The organism is Nucisporomicrobium flavum (assembly GCF_016464385.1).
Classification (GTDB): domain Bacteria; phylum Actinomycetota; class Actinomycetes; order Mycobacteriales; family Micromonosporaceae; genus Actinoplanes; species Actinoplanes flavus_A.
Genome location: NZ_JADMLH010000005.1, coordinates 177,481 through 191,126, shown reverse-complemented (window position 1 = coordinate 191,126; position 13,646 = coordinate 177,481). Strand labels below are relative to the sequence as shown.

Annotated in this window: 14 protein-coding genes; 8 read left to right on the top strand and 6 right to left on the bottom strand. The window is 73.1% G+C overall.

Annotation, left to right across the window (positions count from 1 at the left end; genetic code table 11):
- Positions 1-12 precede the first annotated feature (12 nt).
- Positions 13-639: a DoxX family protein gene (locus IT780_RS14865; RefSeq protein ID WP_307831195.1), complete on the top strand. Its 627-nt coding sequence runs from the start codon at positions 13-15 to the stop codon at positions 637-639.
- A gap of 45 nt (positions 640-684) precedes the next feature.
- Here IT780_RS14865 and IT780_RS14860 read toward each other — a convergent pair whose 3' ends face one another.
- Genes IT780_RS14860 through IT780_RS14850 form a run of 3 tightly spaced genes read right to left on the bottom strand, consistent with a single transcriptional unit; the run spans position 685 to position 3,802 of the window.
- Complete coding sequence (locus tag IT780_RS14860) at positions 685-882, bottom strand: hypothetical protein (RefSeq protein WP_199512121.1); 198 nt, start codon at positions 880-882, stop codon at positions 685-687.
- Positions 879-1,346: a hypothetical protein gene (locus IT780_RS14855; protein ID WP_199512120.1), complete on the bottom strand. Its 468-nt coding sequence runs from the start codon at positions 1,344-1,346 to the stop codon at positions 879-881. Before IT780_RS14855 ends, IT780_RS14860 begins: the two co-directional genes overlap by 4 nt.
- Positions 1,346-3,802, bottom strand: coding sequence for a molybdopterin oxidoreductase family protein (locus IT780_RS14850; RefSeq protein WP_199512119.1), 2,457 nt, complete (start codon positions 3,800-3,802; stop codon positions 1,346-1,348). The genes IT780_RS14855 and IT780_RS14850 overlap by 1 nt, the downstream gene beginning before the upstream one ends.
- Positions 3,803-3,980: 178 nt before the next feature.
- Here IT780_RS14850 and IT780_RS14845 point away from each other — a divergent pair, with 178 nt between their 5' ends.
- From IT780_RS14845 to IT780_RS14835, 3 genes are read left to right on the top strand one after another with little or no spacing between them, the layout of a single operon-like run.
- Positions 3,981-4,745: a hypothetical protein gene (locus IT780_RS14845; RefSeq protein ID WP_233412855.1), complete on the top strand. Its 765-nt coding sequence runs from the start codon at positions 3,981-3,983 to the stop codon at positions 4,743-4,745.
- Complete coding sequence (locus IT780_RS14840) at positions 4,742-5,161, top strand: phage holin family protein (protein ID WP_199512118.1); 420 nt, start codon at positions 4,742-4,744, stop codon at positions 5,159-5,161. Before IT780_RS14845 ends, IT780_RS14840 begins: the two co-directional genes overlap by 4 nt.
- Positions 5,137-5,775 (top strand): DUF3618 domain-containing protein, encoded by a 639-nt coding sequence (locus tag IT780_RS14835; protein ID WP_199512117.1) that lies wholly within the window; start codon positions 5,137-5,139, stop codon positions 5,773-5,775. The genes IT780_RS14840 and IT780_RS14835 overlap by 25 nt, the downstream gene beginning before the upstream one ends.
- Before the next feature lie 69 nt (positions 5,776-5,844).
- On the opposite strand, the gene IT780_RS14830 is transcribed toward IT780_RS14835, so the two are convergent.
- Complete coding sequence (locus IT780_RS14830) at positions 5,845-6,192, bottom strand: DUF6401 family natural product biosynthesis protein (RefSeq protein ID WP_233412854.1); 348 nt, start codon at positions 6,190-6,192, stop codon at positions 5,845-5,847.
- Positions 6,193-6,501: 309 nt separating this feature from the next.
- On the opposite strand from IT780_RS14830, the gene IT780_RS14825 reads away from it, so the two are divergent.
- A complete protein-coding gene (locus IT780_RS14825; protein WP_199512116.1) occupies positions 6,502-6,903 on the top strand; it encodes a ChaB family protein in 402 nt (133 codons plus the stop codon).
- Positions 6,904-6,906: 3 nt separating this feature from the next.
- On the opposite strand, the gene IT780_RS14820 is transcribed toward IT780_RS14825, so the two are convergent.
- Positions 6,907-8,997: a sensor histidine kinase gene (locus IT780_RS14820; protein WP_199512115.1), complete on the bottom strand. Its 2,091-nt coding sequence runs from the start codon at positions 8,995-8,997 to the stop codon at positions 6,907-6,909.
- A complete protein-coding gene (locus tag IT780_RS14815) occupies positions 8,994-9,389 on the bottom strand; it encodes a response regulator transcription factor (RefSeq protein ID WP_199512114.1) in 396 nt (131 codons plus the stop codon). Before IT780_RS14815 ends, IT780_RS14820 begins: the two co-directional genes overlap by 4 nt.
- A gap of 316 nt (positions 9,390-9,705) precedes the next feature.
- Here IT780_RS14815 and IT780_RS14810 point away from each other — a divergent pair, with 316 nt between their 5' ends.
- From IT780_RS14810 to IT780_RS14800, 3 genes are read left to right on the top strand one after another with little or no spacing between them, the layout of a single operon-like run.
- On the top strand, positions 9,706-11,115 hold the full coding sequence (locus IT780_RS14810) for a Y4yA family PLP-dependent enzyme (protein WP_307831194.1): 1,410 nt from the start codon (positions 9,706-9,708) through the stop codon (positions 11,113-11,115).
- Complete coding sequence (locus IT780_RS14805) at positions 11,112-12,431, top strand: pyridoxal-phosphate dependent enzyme (RefSeq protein ID WP_199512112.1); 1,320 nt, start codon at positions 11,112-11,114, stop codon at positions 12,429-12,431. The genes IT780_RS14810 and IT780_RS14805 overlap by 4 nt, the downstream gene beginning before the upstream one ends.
- Positions 12,424-13,611, top strand: coding sequence for an aminotransferase class V-fold PLP-dependent enzyme (locus IT780_RS14800; protein WP_307831193.1), 1,188 nt, complete (start codon positions 12,424-12,426; stop codon positions 13,609-13,611). The genes IT780_RS14805 and IT780_RS14800 overlap by 8 nt, the downstream gene beginning before the upstream one ends.
- The last annotated feature ends 35 nt before the right edge of the window (positions 13,612-13,646 follow it).

The following is a 13,646-nucleotide window of genomic DNA, read 5'->3' as shown; positions in this document are numbered from 1 at the left end:
GATGGAATAGGTGTGCCACGACGAACCAGGAAGGACGTGGACGCCATGACCGCCGTCCCGCACGCCGAAGCCCCCAGCACCATCAGCACCGAGATCAACGGCACCAAGGTGTCGATCGGCGCGACCGGTGCCACGGTCACCGAGACCACCCGCCGCAAGGCCGCCCGCTACACCCTCGCGGGGCTGCGCCTGGCGCTCGGCTGGATCTTCCTCTGGGCCTTCATCGACAAGCTCTTCGGCCTCGGCATGGCCACCCCCGCGAAGGGCGCCTGGATCGACGGCGGCAGCCCCACCAAGGGCTTCCTCGGCAAGGCCGTCAGCGGCCCGTTCGAGGGCTTCTACCACAACATCGCCGGCGCGGCCTGGGCCGACTGGATGTTCATGCTCGGCCTCGCCGCGATCGGCACCGCGCTCATCCTCGGCATCGGCCTGCGCGTCGCCGCGGTGGCGGGCAGCCTGCTCCTGGTCATGATGTGGACCGCGGTGCTCCCCCCGGAGAACAACCCCTTCATGGACGACCACCTGGTCTACGCCGGCGTGCTGGTGCTGATCGCTCTCACCTCGGCCGGTGACACGCTCGGCCTGGGCCGGCTGTGGGGCCGCCTGGCGATCGTCAAGCGCCTCCCCTGGCTCAAGTGACCGGACAGGAATGCAAGGGCCGCACCCGACGGGTGCGGCCCTTCGTCATTCGTCGCTGCGGCGACGCTCGCCGACGTAGTCCAGCAGCTCCGGGTCCGCAGAGGCGAGGCGGTCCATCTCCTCGCCCGCGTCACAGCTGAGCAGCGCGATGACGACCCCGTCCGGGCCGCGGGTGAGCACCTCCCAGGTGGCGCCGGAGTCCTCCCAGCGGCGCAGCCGCCCGACGTCGCCGGGCCCGGTCATTCCGCCACGACCAGGGCCTGCGGGGCGGCCTGCTTCATCCGCGTGTTGAGCCACGACAGCTGCCGGGACGTCTCGCCGTTGGCGTGCTGCGCGAGCTCCAGCAGATCACGGTCGCGCAGGCCCTGCGCGGCCTGAGCGACGACGGTCCACGTGGTCTGCACGAGCGTGCCCAGCACGTGCAGGTCCTGCAGGTCGCGCAGGAGGCCGACCGGGCCCGAGCGCACCTCGGCGAGGCCGGCGGCATGCAGGCGCTCGGGCTCGTCGGCGTCCGCGTCGTCGCGCTCGCCGTAGCGTCGCACGATCGGCGCCAGCCGGCGGACGTGGTCATCGCTCATCCCGGCCAGCGTGCGGCAGGTGAACAGCACATCGGGTTGCTGGGCGTGGCCCTCGCCCACGACCCGGAACGAGTCCGCGAGGGTCTGCTCGGCGCGGTGCGCGAGCGCCAGATAGATCGCGAGCTGCATCAGGACACTCCCGGGTCGTTCGGGTACGCCGGCGTGGGCACCGACCGGCTCGTCGTGGCTGCGCCACCCTCGGTCGGCGGCACTCCGGCATCGGCCGGCGCGGACCCGGCCGTGGTGGGTGCGGGGGCCGGCCCGTCGCCGTCGCGCAGCTTCGTCACCCGGCACGCGGCGGTCTTGAAGTACGGCTGCTTGGACACCGGGTCCCACACCGTCATGGTCAGCTCGTTGGCCTGCCCCGGCGGATCGTCGCCCGCCGAGCCGTAGTGGAACGGCGCGAACACCGCACCCGGCATGACCTGCCCGACGCGGGCCTTCACCTCGATGGACCCGCGGGGCGACTCCACCCGCACGAGGTCGCCCTCGGCGATGCCCAGCCCGGCGGCGTCGGCGGGGGAGAGCTCCACCCAGGACTCCGGCGCGGCGTCGTTCAGCGACCGGGACCGGCTCGTCTTGGTCCGGGTGTGGAACTGGTAGACCGTCCGGCCGGTGGTGTAGAGCAGCGGATACTCGTCGCTGGTCTCCTCGTGCGGCGGTGTCCACGCCGCGCCCTTGAGAAACGCGCGCCCGTCGGGCCGCAGCGCCCGGTGCTCCTGCTCGGTCACGGACGCGCCGGTCAGCAGGTCGTGGCCGTACGTCTCGCAGTAGTCGGTGGCCGTCGGGAACACCGCGTCGGTGTAGAGCCGGTCGGTGCCCTCCGGGGCGTCCTCGTTCACCGGCCACGGGATGCCGGTCGGGCCGCGCAGCTTCGCGTACGACAGCCCGGTGTAGTCGACCGGGCGGCCCCGGCTCGCCTCGCGCCACGCCTCGAAGGCCTCCTCGGCGGTGCGCCAGCGGATCAGCGGCTCACCCGCGGCGTCCCGGAAGTCCATGGCCCTCGCGTACGCCAGGAAGATGTCGAGGTCGCTGCGGGCCTCGCCGGGCGGCTCCACGGCCTGCTCGGACAGGTGCACCGTACGGTTGACGTTGGTGAAGGTCCCGGTCTTCTCGCCCCACCCGGCGGCGGGCAGCACCACGTCGGCCAGCCGGGCGGTCTCGGTCAGGAAGAGGTCCTGCACCACCACGAAACACCGGTCGCCGCTGAGAATCCGGCGGATGCGGGCCGACTCCGGCATGGACACCGCGGGGTTGGTCGCCGAGATCCAGAGGAACCCGATCGAGCCCTCCTCGGCGTAGCTCATGATCTGCATGGCGTGCGTCGGCGGGGCCCAGTGCGGGATCGTCAGCGGGTCGACGTTCCACAGCCCGGCCAGCTCGCGGATGTGCGTCTCGTTGTCCCAGTTGCGGAAGCCGGGCAGGTCGCCGTCCGCGCCGGTCTCCCGGTTGTTCTGCGCGGTGGGCTGCCCGTTCATCTGCAGGATGCCCGAGCCCGGGCGGCCGATCAGCCCGCGCAGCAGGTGCAGGTTGTGCACGGCGACGGCCGACGCGGTGGCCTGGTGCGACTGGTAGAAGCCCTGCAGCACGGTGGAGAGCACCGCACCGCTGGTCCCGAAGATGCGGGCCGCCCTGCGCAGGTCGTCCGCGTCCACCCCGCAGATCCGCGCCACCTCGTCCGGGGTGTACGGCTCCACCACCGCGCGCAGGTCGTCCACGCCGAGCGTGTGCCGGGCGACCCACTCCTCGTCGACCCAGCCGTTGGCGAACAGCTCCCGGGTCAGCCCGTTCATCAGAGCGAGGTTGGTGCCGACCCGCGGGGCCAGGTGCACGCCGCCGGTGCGTTCCGCCTCGGCCGCGACGGGCGTACGGCGGGGGTCCACGCACACGATCACCGGCGGGTCGGCGGCCCGGGTCCGGTCGAGGATCCGCGACCAGAGCACCGTCTGCGTCTCGGCCATGTTGTGGCCGTACAGGAAGATCGCGTCGCAGTGCTCGATGTCGGTGTACGACCCGGGCTGCCCGTCCGCGCCGAACGACTCCTTGAACGACGCGGCGGCCGTCGCGGTGCACAGCCGCGTGTTGCCGTCCATGTGCGGCGTGCCGATGCCGGCTTTGCCGATGACGGCCAGCGTGTAGTACTCCTCCAGGAACAGCTGCCCGCTGGTGTAGAAGCCGTGCGACAGCGGGCCCTTCTCGTCCAGCAGCCGCCGGGAGACCTCGGTGACGCGGGCCATCGCCGTGTCCCAGTCGGTCTCGACGAGCTCGCCGTTCTCACGCACGAGCGGGCGGGTGAGCCGGTCGGGGGAGTGCGCCCAGGCGGTGCTGCCGTACAGGCCCTTGGGGCCGAGCCGGCCATGGTTGACGACGTCGGTGGCCCGGCCGCGGACGCCCACCATGCGCCCGTCCTTGACGGCGATGTCGCAGCCGCAGCCGTTGCTGCAGAGCAGGCAGGCGCTGAGCACCCATCGGTCGACGTCACTCTCGGTGATGCCGTCGGCGAGGTACTGGTCGACGCGCGCCGGCCAGACCGTGCCGCGGGGGTGCGGGGTCCGTGGCCCCCAGATGTCGGCGATGCGATCCATCGTGCCTCCGATCAGTCCGGGGAGATCCTAGGCCGGTCCTGCGGGCCGCGCCGGGCGAGAAGGAACCCGATACCCCGTCGGTGGCCGATCGAAAAGTCCGGCCCGGTGGGATTGTCCCTGGTCAAACGCGGGTAGACGAGATCGCGACAGAGAGCCGATCATGCTCAGGAGGCTGGATATGACCGATCCACGCGCAGGCATGTACGCGTCCGGCGGCGCCCACGCGCAGGAGACCTCCGCGGCCAGACAGGTGGCGGGGCAGAGCGCCGAGGCGGCGGGGCAGGCGGCCGGCGAGGTCGCCGGTACCGCGAAGGACCAGGCACAGCGCGTTGCGGCCGAGGCCGCCTCGCAGGCCCGCACGGTCGCCGCCGAGGTGCGCGACCGGGTCGGCGAGCAGGCCCGTACGCAGCACGACAAGCTGGTGACCACGATCCGCGAGACCGCCGACCACCTCGACGAGATGCGCGGGGACCGGCAGGACTCGCCCGCCGCGACCGTGGTGGCCCGGGTGGCCGACAGCGGCCGGCAGTTCGCCGACTACCTGGACCGCAACGGCCCCGAGGGCGTGCTGCGCGAGGTCAGCGACTTCGCCCGGCGGCGTCCCGGCGCGTTCCTCGCGAGCGCGCTGGCGGCCGGCTTCGTGGTCGGGCGGCTGGGCAAGGGCGTGATGAAGGCCGACGACACCGCGGGCAAGCCCGCCGGCGACTCGTTCGTCTCCCGCGCCGAGGACACCCCGGCCTACGGGACCACCGCGACCACCGGGACCTACGGGACCACGGAGGCGTACGGGACCACCGGCTACACCCCGGCGGACGCGTACGACATCGGCGCCACCACGGCCGACACGGCGGTGTACGGCTCCACGTACGCCTCCACCGGCACCGGTACGCCGGTCGTCGCCGACGAGGGCTACCGGACCGACCTGCCGGGAGGCACCCGATGACGACCACCGCGAACCGTCCCGGCCACCGCGAGGAGGTGGCGGAGACGTCGATCGGCGAGCTGATCGGCAACATCAGCAACGACCTGTCGCAGCTGTTCCGCCAGGAGGTGGAGCTCGCGAAGGCCGAGCTGAAGCAGGAGGCCACCAAGGCGGGCAAGGCCGCCGGCATGCTCAGCGGCGCCGCGTTCGCCGGCTACATGGTCATCGTGCTGCTCAGCTTCGCCCTCGTGGCGGCCCTGAGCAACGTGATGGACCCGGGCTGGGCCGCGCTCATCGTCGCCGCCCTGTGGGGCGCCGCCGGCGCGGTGCTGTTCCTGAACGGCCGCAAGAAGCTCAAGACCGTCGACCCCATGCCCCGCCGCACCGTCGACACGATCAAGGAGGACGCGCAATGGCTGAAGAACCCGACCGGCTGAGGCAGCAGATCGAGCAGACGCGCGCCTCGCTGACGCGCGACGTGGACATGCTGGCCGAGAAGACCAGCCCCAAGCAGGTCGCTCAGCGGCGCTGGACCGCGGTGAAGGAGAAGGTCATGGGTACGACCGAACACGCCCGGCACAGCACGTCCGACGCCGCGCACTCCGCGGCGGGCACGGTGCAGGACAAGGCTTCCCAGCTGGGCGACAAGGCGTCGGAGCTGGGCAGCCAGGTCTCCGACAAGGCGCACGGCGTGGCCGACTCGGTGCGCAGCGCCCCGCAGGCGGTGACCCAGCAGACGCAGGGCAACCCGCTGGCCGCCGGCATCATCGCGTTCGGCGTGGGCATGCTGGCCGCGACGCTGATCCCGGCCACCGACGCCGAGAAGCGCGCCGGTGCGCAGCTCAAGGAGCACAGCGGCGACCTGACCGACAAGGTCAAGGAGGTCGCCACCGAGATGAAGGACGACATGTCCGGCTCGGTGCAGCAGGCCGTGGGCCAGCTCAAGGAGACCGCGCAGGACGCCGCGCAGACGACCAAGCAGCAGGCTCAGTCGTCGGCGCAGGACGCCCAGGAGCAGAGCAGGCGCGCGTTCAGCGACGCCCGTTCCTGACGGTCCGGCACGGCAGAGCAACGCGGGCCCGCGGATTTCTCCGCGGGCCCGCAGCCGTGTCCGGAAGGGTTACGCGGGTGCGCCGGCCAGCAGGCAGACCGCGAGCAGGCGTACGGACGGCCACGGCGCCCGCGCCCAGCCGTCGGCGGGGGTGTGCAGCGGCGACCAGCCCCGCCGGGTGGCCACGTCGGCGACCCCGTCGGCGTACGCGGCCAGCGTCACCGGGTGCAGGCCGCCGCCGCGCCCGTCGGTGAGCTGCTCGCGCACCTCGGCGATGTGCTGGTCGACCTCGGCCGCCAGCCCGGGCAGCACCCGCAGGGCGGCGGCGCCGTGCCCGCCGAGCCGCGCCCACCACTGCGCGAGGGCCAGGTGGGCCGCCGACGCGACGTGCTCGCGGCCGTGAGTCTCGAGATCCATGGCGACAACGTACGAACGGCCTCCGGTGCCGGGCAATGCCGCCGGGGCACGTGCACCCCAGATGTGACCGTTCGGCCACCGGGACCTCCGAGGATTCATCCCGCTCGGACGGTGGAATCCCGTTGATCCGGTTTGAGGTCACCGCCGGGCGGCAAAGTGATCATCACACCGCCCGGGTGTGTGCGGCAGCCGATCCCCGCGCCCGGTCGAGTCGGCGACCGGCCCCTCCGCACGGAGGGGCCGTCGTCTCGTTTGCGGCGCGCCGGGCGCGGGCACACCCGGGCGACAGCCGTCGTCAGGGAGGTGGCCATGCCGGCACGCGACGAGATGCCGAGTACGCTCAAGCGCTCACCCCGCAAGGCCCAGGACACCTGGGCCGCGACCCACGACTCGGCGGTCGAGCAGTACGGCGAGGGCGAACGCGCCCACCGCACCGCGTTCTCGGCGGTGAAGCACTCGTTCGAGAAGGTCGGCGACCACTGGGAGCCCAAGGCGGAGAAGGGGCCCAGCGACGAGCGGGCGGCCGGCGGGCGGGACACCGACGCGCCCACCGCGGGCGGGGTGGACGCCAACGCGAGCAAGCAGCACCTGCTGGACGTGGCGCGGCGGCTGGGCGTACGCGGCCGGTCCCGGATGACCAAGCCGGAGCTCGTCGACGCGATCGGCAAGGCCAACGAGCGCGAGACCCGCCGGGCGCGTACCGGGCGGTGAGGCTCAGACCGGGGCGTGCCGCTGGTCCGCGGCGGGCACCGAGACGGCCGCCGGCAGGGTGAATGTGATGCACGTGCCCCGGCCGCCGGGATTCGGCTCGGCGGCGATCGTGCCGCCGTGGCGTTCCACGATCCGCCGGCAGATGCCCAGACCGAGGCCGGTGCCCGTGTAGCCGGCCGCCGGGTGCGCGCGGTGGAAGTTGTCGAAGACGCGGCCGTGCTGCCCGGCCGGGATGCCGATGCCGTTGTCGCGGACCTCCACCCGGACCCGGCTGCCGGGCTCCGCGGCCGCGGCGATGGTGACCTCGGGCGTGGTGCCGGGGGCGGTGTACTTGATCGCGTTGCTGATGAGGTTGTCCAGCACCTGGCGGACCAGGACCGGGTCGGCGTGCACGGGCGGCAGGTGGTCGGCGCGGAACCGCGGCACCGGGCTGCCGCCGCTCTCCGCCTGGTCGACGCGGGCCGTGGTCAGCTCCGCCACCAGGGTGGTCAGCGAGACGTCCACCGGCGCCAGCGCCGCGTCCCGGGCGGTCGTGTACGCCAGCAGGTCGTTGATGAGGTTCCGCATCCGTATGCCGGCGCGCCGGATCCGGCGCAGCCCGTCCCGGGCGTCGTCGACGGCCGGGTGCTCGGGCGCCTCGTCGAGGGCCGTCATGCCGGCGTCGGACCAGCCCTCCACGGTGGCCAGCGGGTTGAGCAGGTCGTGGGCCACCACCCCGGCGAAGGACGCGAGCTCGTCGCGGTGCCGCCGCTCGGCGGTGACGTCGCTGAAGATGCTCACCGCGCACGGCTCGCCGTTGATCGGGTGCGGCAGCGGCGTGGCCGCCACGTGCAGGATGCGGCCCTCCGGCACGGCCGGGTTGCGCACCACCATGTCCATGCTGTGCGGCTCCCCGGTGCGCAGGGCGCGCTGGAACGGCAGTTCCTCGGCGGCGATGATGCGCCCGTCGGGGTGGAACAGGCCGTAGTGCTCGGTGCCGGCCATGTGGTCCGTGGTGCTCGCCAGCCCGCCGAACATCCGCCCGCTGGCCGGGTTGCGCAGGATGAGCCGGCCCTGGGCGTCCATCACCGCGAGTCCCTCGGCCATGCCGTCGACGATCGTGGCGAGCACGATGGCCTGCTCGGCGGCCGCCTGCTCGGAGGCCCGCAGGTCGGCGAGGAGCCGGTCCCGCTCGTCGCGCCCGAGCGCCAGCGCGAGCCCCACCACGGCCACCATCCCCACGAAGGCCTGGGCGATCAGCGCCCGCAGGGCGTTGTCGTGGACCTGCGCGAAGGGCCCCGCGCCGTGCAGCGTGAACAGCACGGCGGCGGACCCGAACGTCAGGTCGTGCAGGATCACGAACCCGGTCCGCAGCCGCAGCCCGGCCCACACCGTCATCGCGAGCAGCGGGAAGGCCAGCGGCAGCCCGTGGTTGAAGCCGAACGCCACGGTGTACGTCAGCGCCGAGACCACGACGACGGTGGTGTACTCCAGCGCCCGCCGGAGGTTCAGGCTCCCCAGCTCGGCGCGCAGCACCGCCCGGAGGCCGGCATGTTCGGCGTGCCACCGGCGTACGGCGTAGCCCAGCCGCAGCCCGACGGTGCCGATGAGCAGGATGCTGACGGTGTTGCGGGTCAGCCACACCGCCGTCGACGCGGGTGAGTAGACGCCGTTGACCAGCCAGGCCGCCGTCGGGCCGATCATCGCCCCGGCGGCGGTGGCCACGAACGCCGCCGCGATCAGGCGCCACAGCTCCGGCAGGCGGCTCATCGGCAGGCTGCCGCCGCCGCCCCAGACATGGGGCAGCCACTGCCGGAACAGCACGCCGAACAGCTCCGCCTGCACGAGGTTGGCCACCACGAAGCTCGCAGCGAGCGCGGGCGGCGCGCCGGTCGCGGTGTTCACCACCACCGTGACCACGGCCAGGGCCAGCACGTCGAGGGCCCGCCAGCGCGACCGGCGCTGGGCCAGGAACCACACCGCCGAGATGCCGGCCGCGGGCCAGACCAGGCTGAGGTTGGTGCCATCCATGATGGTCTGCCGGCCCAGCCACGTGGCGAGCAGGTACAGCGCGGCGAAGCCGGCGGTCCGCAGCAGTGAGGCGGGGAGGCTCATCGTGCCGTCTCCGACTGCCGCGACGCCCCGCCTCTCCGGGCGAGCAGTTCGTCCACCGCGGAGCACAATGCCCCGGGCGTGAACGGCTTGGCCACGTACGCGGCGTCGAGGCCGGCGATCCGGGCCAGCACGTTGCCGTGCCACAGCACGGTCAGGAAGAGGGCGGCCAGGTCGGGGTGGTCGGCGCGCAGCCGCTCGAGCAGCTCGAAGCCGTCCACGGCCGGCATGTCGACGTCGAGCACGGCGGCGTCCGGCGGCCCGTGCAGGGCCACCTCGGCCAGCGCGGTGGCGCTGTCGTGCGCGCAGATCACCTCGTGCCCGGCCCGCACGAGATACCGCGCGATGAGGGCGCAGATGTCCGGTTCGTTGTCGACCACCAGCAGACGCGCCACGCCGACCCCCGTTCCCCTCACAGGTCCTATCGGCACGCGGCCGGGGGCGCTGAGCGCGGGCGCCGGCGGGCCACGGAAATGGTGACTCCATTTCTGGCCGATCATCGGCACATGCATTCACCAGCATCTTTCATATATGCGCAGAACGGCATGCCGAAGGGTGAATGAATACCCGCGAACAATCGTGAGTATTGGCACCGGCCGGGCCGTCGGTTAGGTTGTGGAACAGGACGTCCTGACGGTTCACCGCTGTTTTCGCCGGATCGACCGGGAGTCGCCCGTGACGCTTCGCCTATCACCGAGAATCGAACCGGATGTGCGTTCCGCGCTCGCCGAGACCGTTCTTCTGCAGCAATTGGTGGACGCCTGCGGATCCCCGCTGAGCGTCGTCCTGCCCGACCGGATGGCGGACAATGTGGCCGCCTTCCGCGCGGTTCTCGCCGGGCACCGGCTGGCCGGCGAGGTCTTCTTCGCCCACAAGGCCAACCGGTCCAGCGCCCTGGTGCGGCACCTGGCGGCCGGTGACGCCGGCATCGACGTCGCGTCGCTCGGCGAGCTGCAGCACGCCCTGAGCGCCGGGATCGCGGCGCGGCGCATCATGGCCACCGGACCGAAGAACCGCGAGTTCCTGTGGCTGGCCGCCCGGGCCGGCGTGACGGTCAACGCCGACTCGATCGACGAGCTGAGCGAGCTGGCGTCGCTGGTCACCGCCCACCGGCTGCCCCGCGTCCGCGTCATGGCCCGGCTGTCGGGCTTCGCCTCCACCGGCGCACGGGTGACCAGCCGGCGCAGCCGCTTCGGCGTGCCGGCCCGCGCGATCGGCGCCGTCGCCGACCTGATCGGGAAGGAGGCCGGCGCGCTGGACCTGACCGGCGTCGCGTTCCACCTCGACACGATCGGCCTCGCGGAGAAGGTCGTGGCGATCGAGGGCTGCCTGGCCGCGCTGGACGAGTGTCACCGCCGGGGGCTGCGCCCCCGGTCGCTGGACATCGGCGGCGGGTTCGGCGTCGACTACCTCGCCGACGCGGCCGAGTGGGAACGCTGGACCAGCGAGCTGACCGAAGCCGTCCTCGGCCGCCGGCCGCCGCTCACCTGGGACGGGCACGCGTACGGCCTGCGCAACGACGGCGGCACGGTCCGCGGAGCGCTGGGCCTCTACCCGGCGCACCGGCCCGTCGCCGGGGCCGCGTACCTGGACGCGCTGCTGCGGGCCGAGGTGCGGGCGCACCGGCGCACCGTCGGCACGCTCCTGCTCGACGCCATGTACGACCTGCACGTCGAGCCCGGCCGCGCCCTGCTCGACCAGTGCGGCATGGTGCTGGCCCGGGTGCTCGAGGTCCGCGACGACGGCGACGGCACCGTGGTCCGGCTCGACTGCAACGCGCGGGACGTCAGCCTGGAGGAGCACGGGGTGCTCATGGACCCGGTCGTCGTGCACCGCTCGAGCCCGGCGGACCCCCGGCCGGTCGGTGCGTACCTCGTCGGCAACCTCTGCCTGGAGGCGGATCTCATCACCCGGCGCAGGGTGCATCTGCCGGCCCGTCCGCGCCCCGGCGACCTGCTGGCATTCGTCAACACGGCCGGCTACTTCATGGACTTCAGCGCCACGACCGCGATCCGGCAGCCGGTAGCCCGCAAGGTGGCCCTGTACCGCGACGGCGGCGCGTGGCGATGGTGCCTCGACGAGCAGTACTGGCCCGTGCACCCGGGCACGGAGGCGGCATGAGAGTCGACGCCGTGACCGACGCCATCGGGAACACCCCGCTGCTGCGCATCGACCCGTCGGTGCACGGGCTGCGCCACATCGACCTGTACGCCAAGCTCGAGCTGCTCAACCCGTTCGGTTCGGTCAAGGACCGTGCGGCGTGGGCCATGGCGCGGCCGCTGCTGGCCCGCGCCGCCGGGCGGGGCGACATTGTGGTCGAGCTCTCCAGCGGCAACACCGCCAAGGCCCTCGCGGTGATCGCGGGCATGCACGGGCTCGGCTTCCGGAGCGTCACCAACCGCATGAAAGTCCCGGAGATCAAAGACCTGCTCCTCCTGCTCGGCGCGGACATCGAGGAACTGCCCGGGCAGGCCGAATGCCTCGACCCCACCGACGCCGAGGACCCACTGACCCGCATGCACCGGTCCCTGGCCGCCGCAGGCACCGGCTACCTGCACACCGACCAGTACTTCAACCCGCTCAACGTGGACGCTCACCGGCACGGCACCGGCCCGGAGATCGTCGCGGACCTCGACGGGCGCGCCCCGGACTACTTCGTCGCCTGCGTCGGCACGGCCGGTTCCTCGACCGGCGTCGCCGCCGCGCTGCGCCGGCACAACCCGGGCCTGCAGGTGGTCGGGCTGGTCGCGCACAAGGCGGACTTCATCCCCGGCATCCGGACGATCGACGAGGTGCACGAGGTCGGCCTCTTCGACCCGGGCGTCTACGACGCCATCGAGACCATCACCGCCGACGACGCCGTCGACGGGCTGCTGACCCTGGTACGCCGGTGCGGCACCCTGGCCGGGCCCACGGGCGGGGGCGCGTACCAGGGTGCGGTGCGGCACCTGCGGACCGTGGACGCCGGGCTGACCGGGCGCCGGACGGCGGTGTTCATCGTGTGCGACCGCGTCGAGAGCTACCTCAGCTACCTGCGGGAGCGGCGGCCGGAGTTGTTCCGGCAGCCGGCGCGGCCCACGTCCACCCGTACGGTCACCGACGCGGAAGCCGCCCGGGCGCCCTCGGTGGACGTCGGCACGGCGCAGCGCTGGGTGTCGCAGGGCCGGGGGCCCGTGGTGGATCTGCGCAGCCCGTTCGCGTACCAGGCGCTGCACATCGACGGCTCCATCAACATCGTCGACGAGCTCTTCGCCGAGCTGCTGCACGGCGGGCTGCCGTTCGGGCGGCGGCAGCCGGTGCTGCTGGTGTGCCCGGTGGGGGAGAAGTCCGCCCGGTACGCCGCCCTGCTCACCCGGATGGGGCACCCGGACGTGCACTCCCTCGAGGGCGGCATCATCGCCTGGCGCGACGCCGGTGGGGAGCTGGTCCGTGACTGACGACCTGACCGGTTGGCACGAGAAGCTGCGCGCCCAGTTCCCGCAGGTCGTCGCCGATCCCGCGGTGGCGTACCTCGACAGCGCCGCGACCTCCCAGAAACCGCGGGCGGTCCTGGACGCGGTCCTGAACTACCTGACCACCGGCAACGCCAACGCCGCGCGGGGCACCTACCCCTGGGCCAACCGCACCACGGCGCGCATCGAGCGGACGGCCGACCGGCTGCGGCGTTTCCTCGGCGATCCGGAGCCGGACCGGTCCGGGGTGCATTTCGTCGGCGGGGCCACGGAGGGGCTGCGAACGGTGGCCCGCGACTGGCTGGCCCCGCAGCTGCGCGACGGCGACCGGATCGTCGTGCCGTACGCCGACCATGCCGCGAACATCGAGCCGTGGCGTGAGGCCGCGGAGCTGCTGCGCCGGCAGGGACAGCGGGTGGAGCTCGTGCCGATGCCGTACGACGCCGCCCACGACTACGACGCCGGGCGGCTGGCGGCGCTGCTGGACGGGCGGACCCGGCTGATCGCGGCCACCCACGTGCACCACGTGTACGGCAACGACATGAACGTCGACCGGCTGCGTACGGTCGCCGGCCCGGGCATCCCGATCTGCCTCGACGCGGCCCAGGGTGTCGGGCACGTGCCGTTGTCCACGGCGGAGCTCGACGTCGATTTCGTGGTGTTCTCCGGCCACAAGGCGATGGCCCTGCCCGGCACCGGCGCGGTCTGGGCGCGCAACGCCCGGGGCCCGGCGTTCGCGCCCGGCGGCTGGCGCGGTTCGCCCAACACCAGCGGCATCGTCAGCCTGGGCGCGGCCCTCGACTGGCTGGACGACGCCGGCGTGGACCGGATCGCGCGATGGACGAGGGCGCTGGCCGCCCGGCTCACCGACGGGCTGCGCGGGCTGCCGGCCTACGAGGTGCTGGGGTGCCGGCAGAGCCTCGCCGTGGACTCCCCGGTGCAGCAGCGGCACGGCATCGTGTCGTTCCGGCACCGCGACATCGGTTCCCAGGATCTCGGCTTCATCCTGGCCGCCGAGGGTCTCCTGGTCCGCGCGGACGGTCACTGCCAGGGGGAGCAGGGCGAGAAGACGGCATCCGTACGGGTGAGCCTGCACGTCCACAACTCCGTCGAGGAGGTGGACCGGCTGCTGACGGTGCTCGCCGGCCTCGATCGCCTCCGGTGACGGTGCGCCGGACGGCCCTATCGGAAATGGTTCCC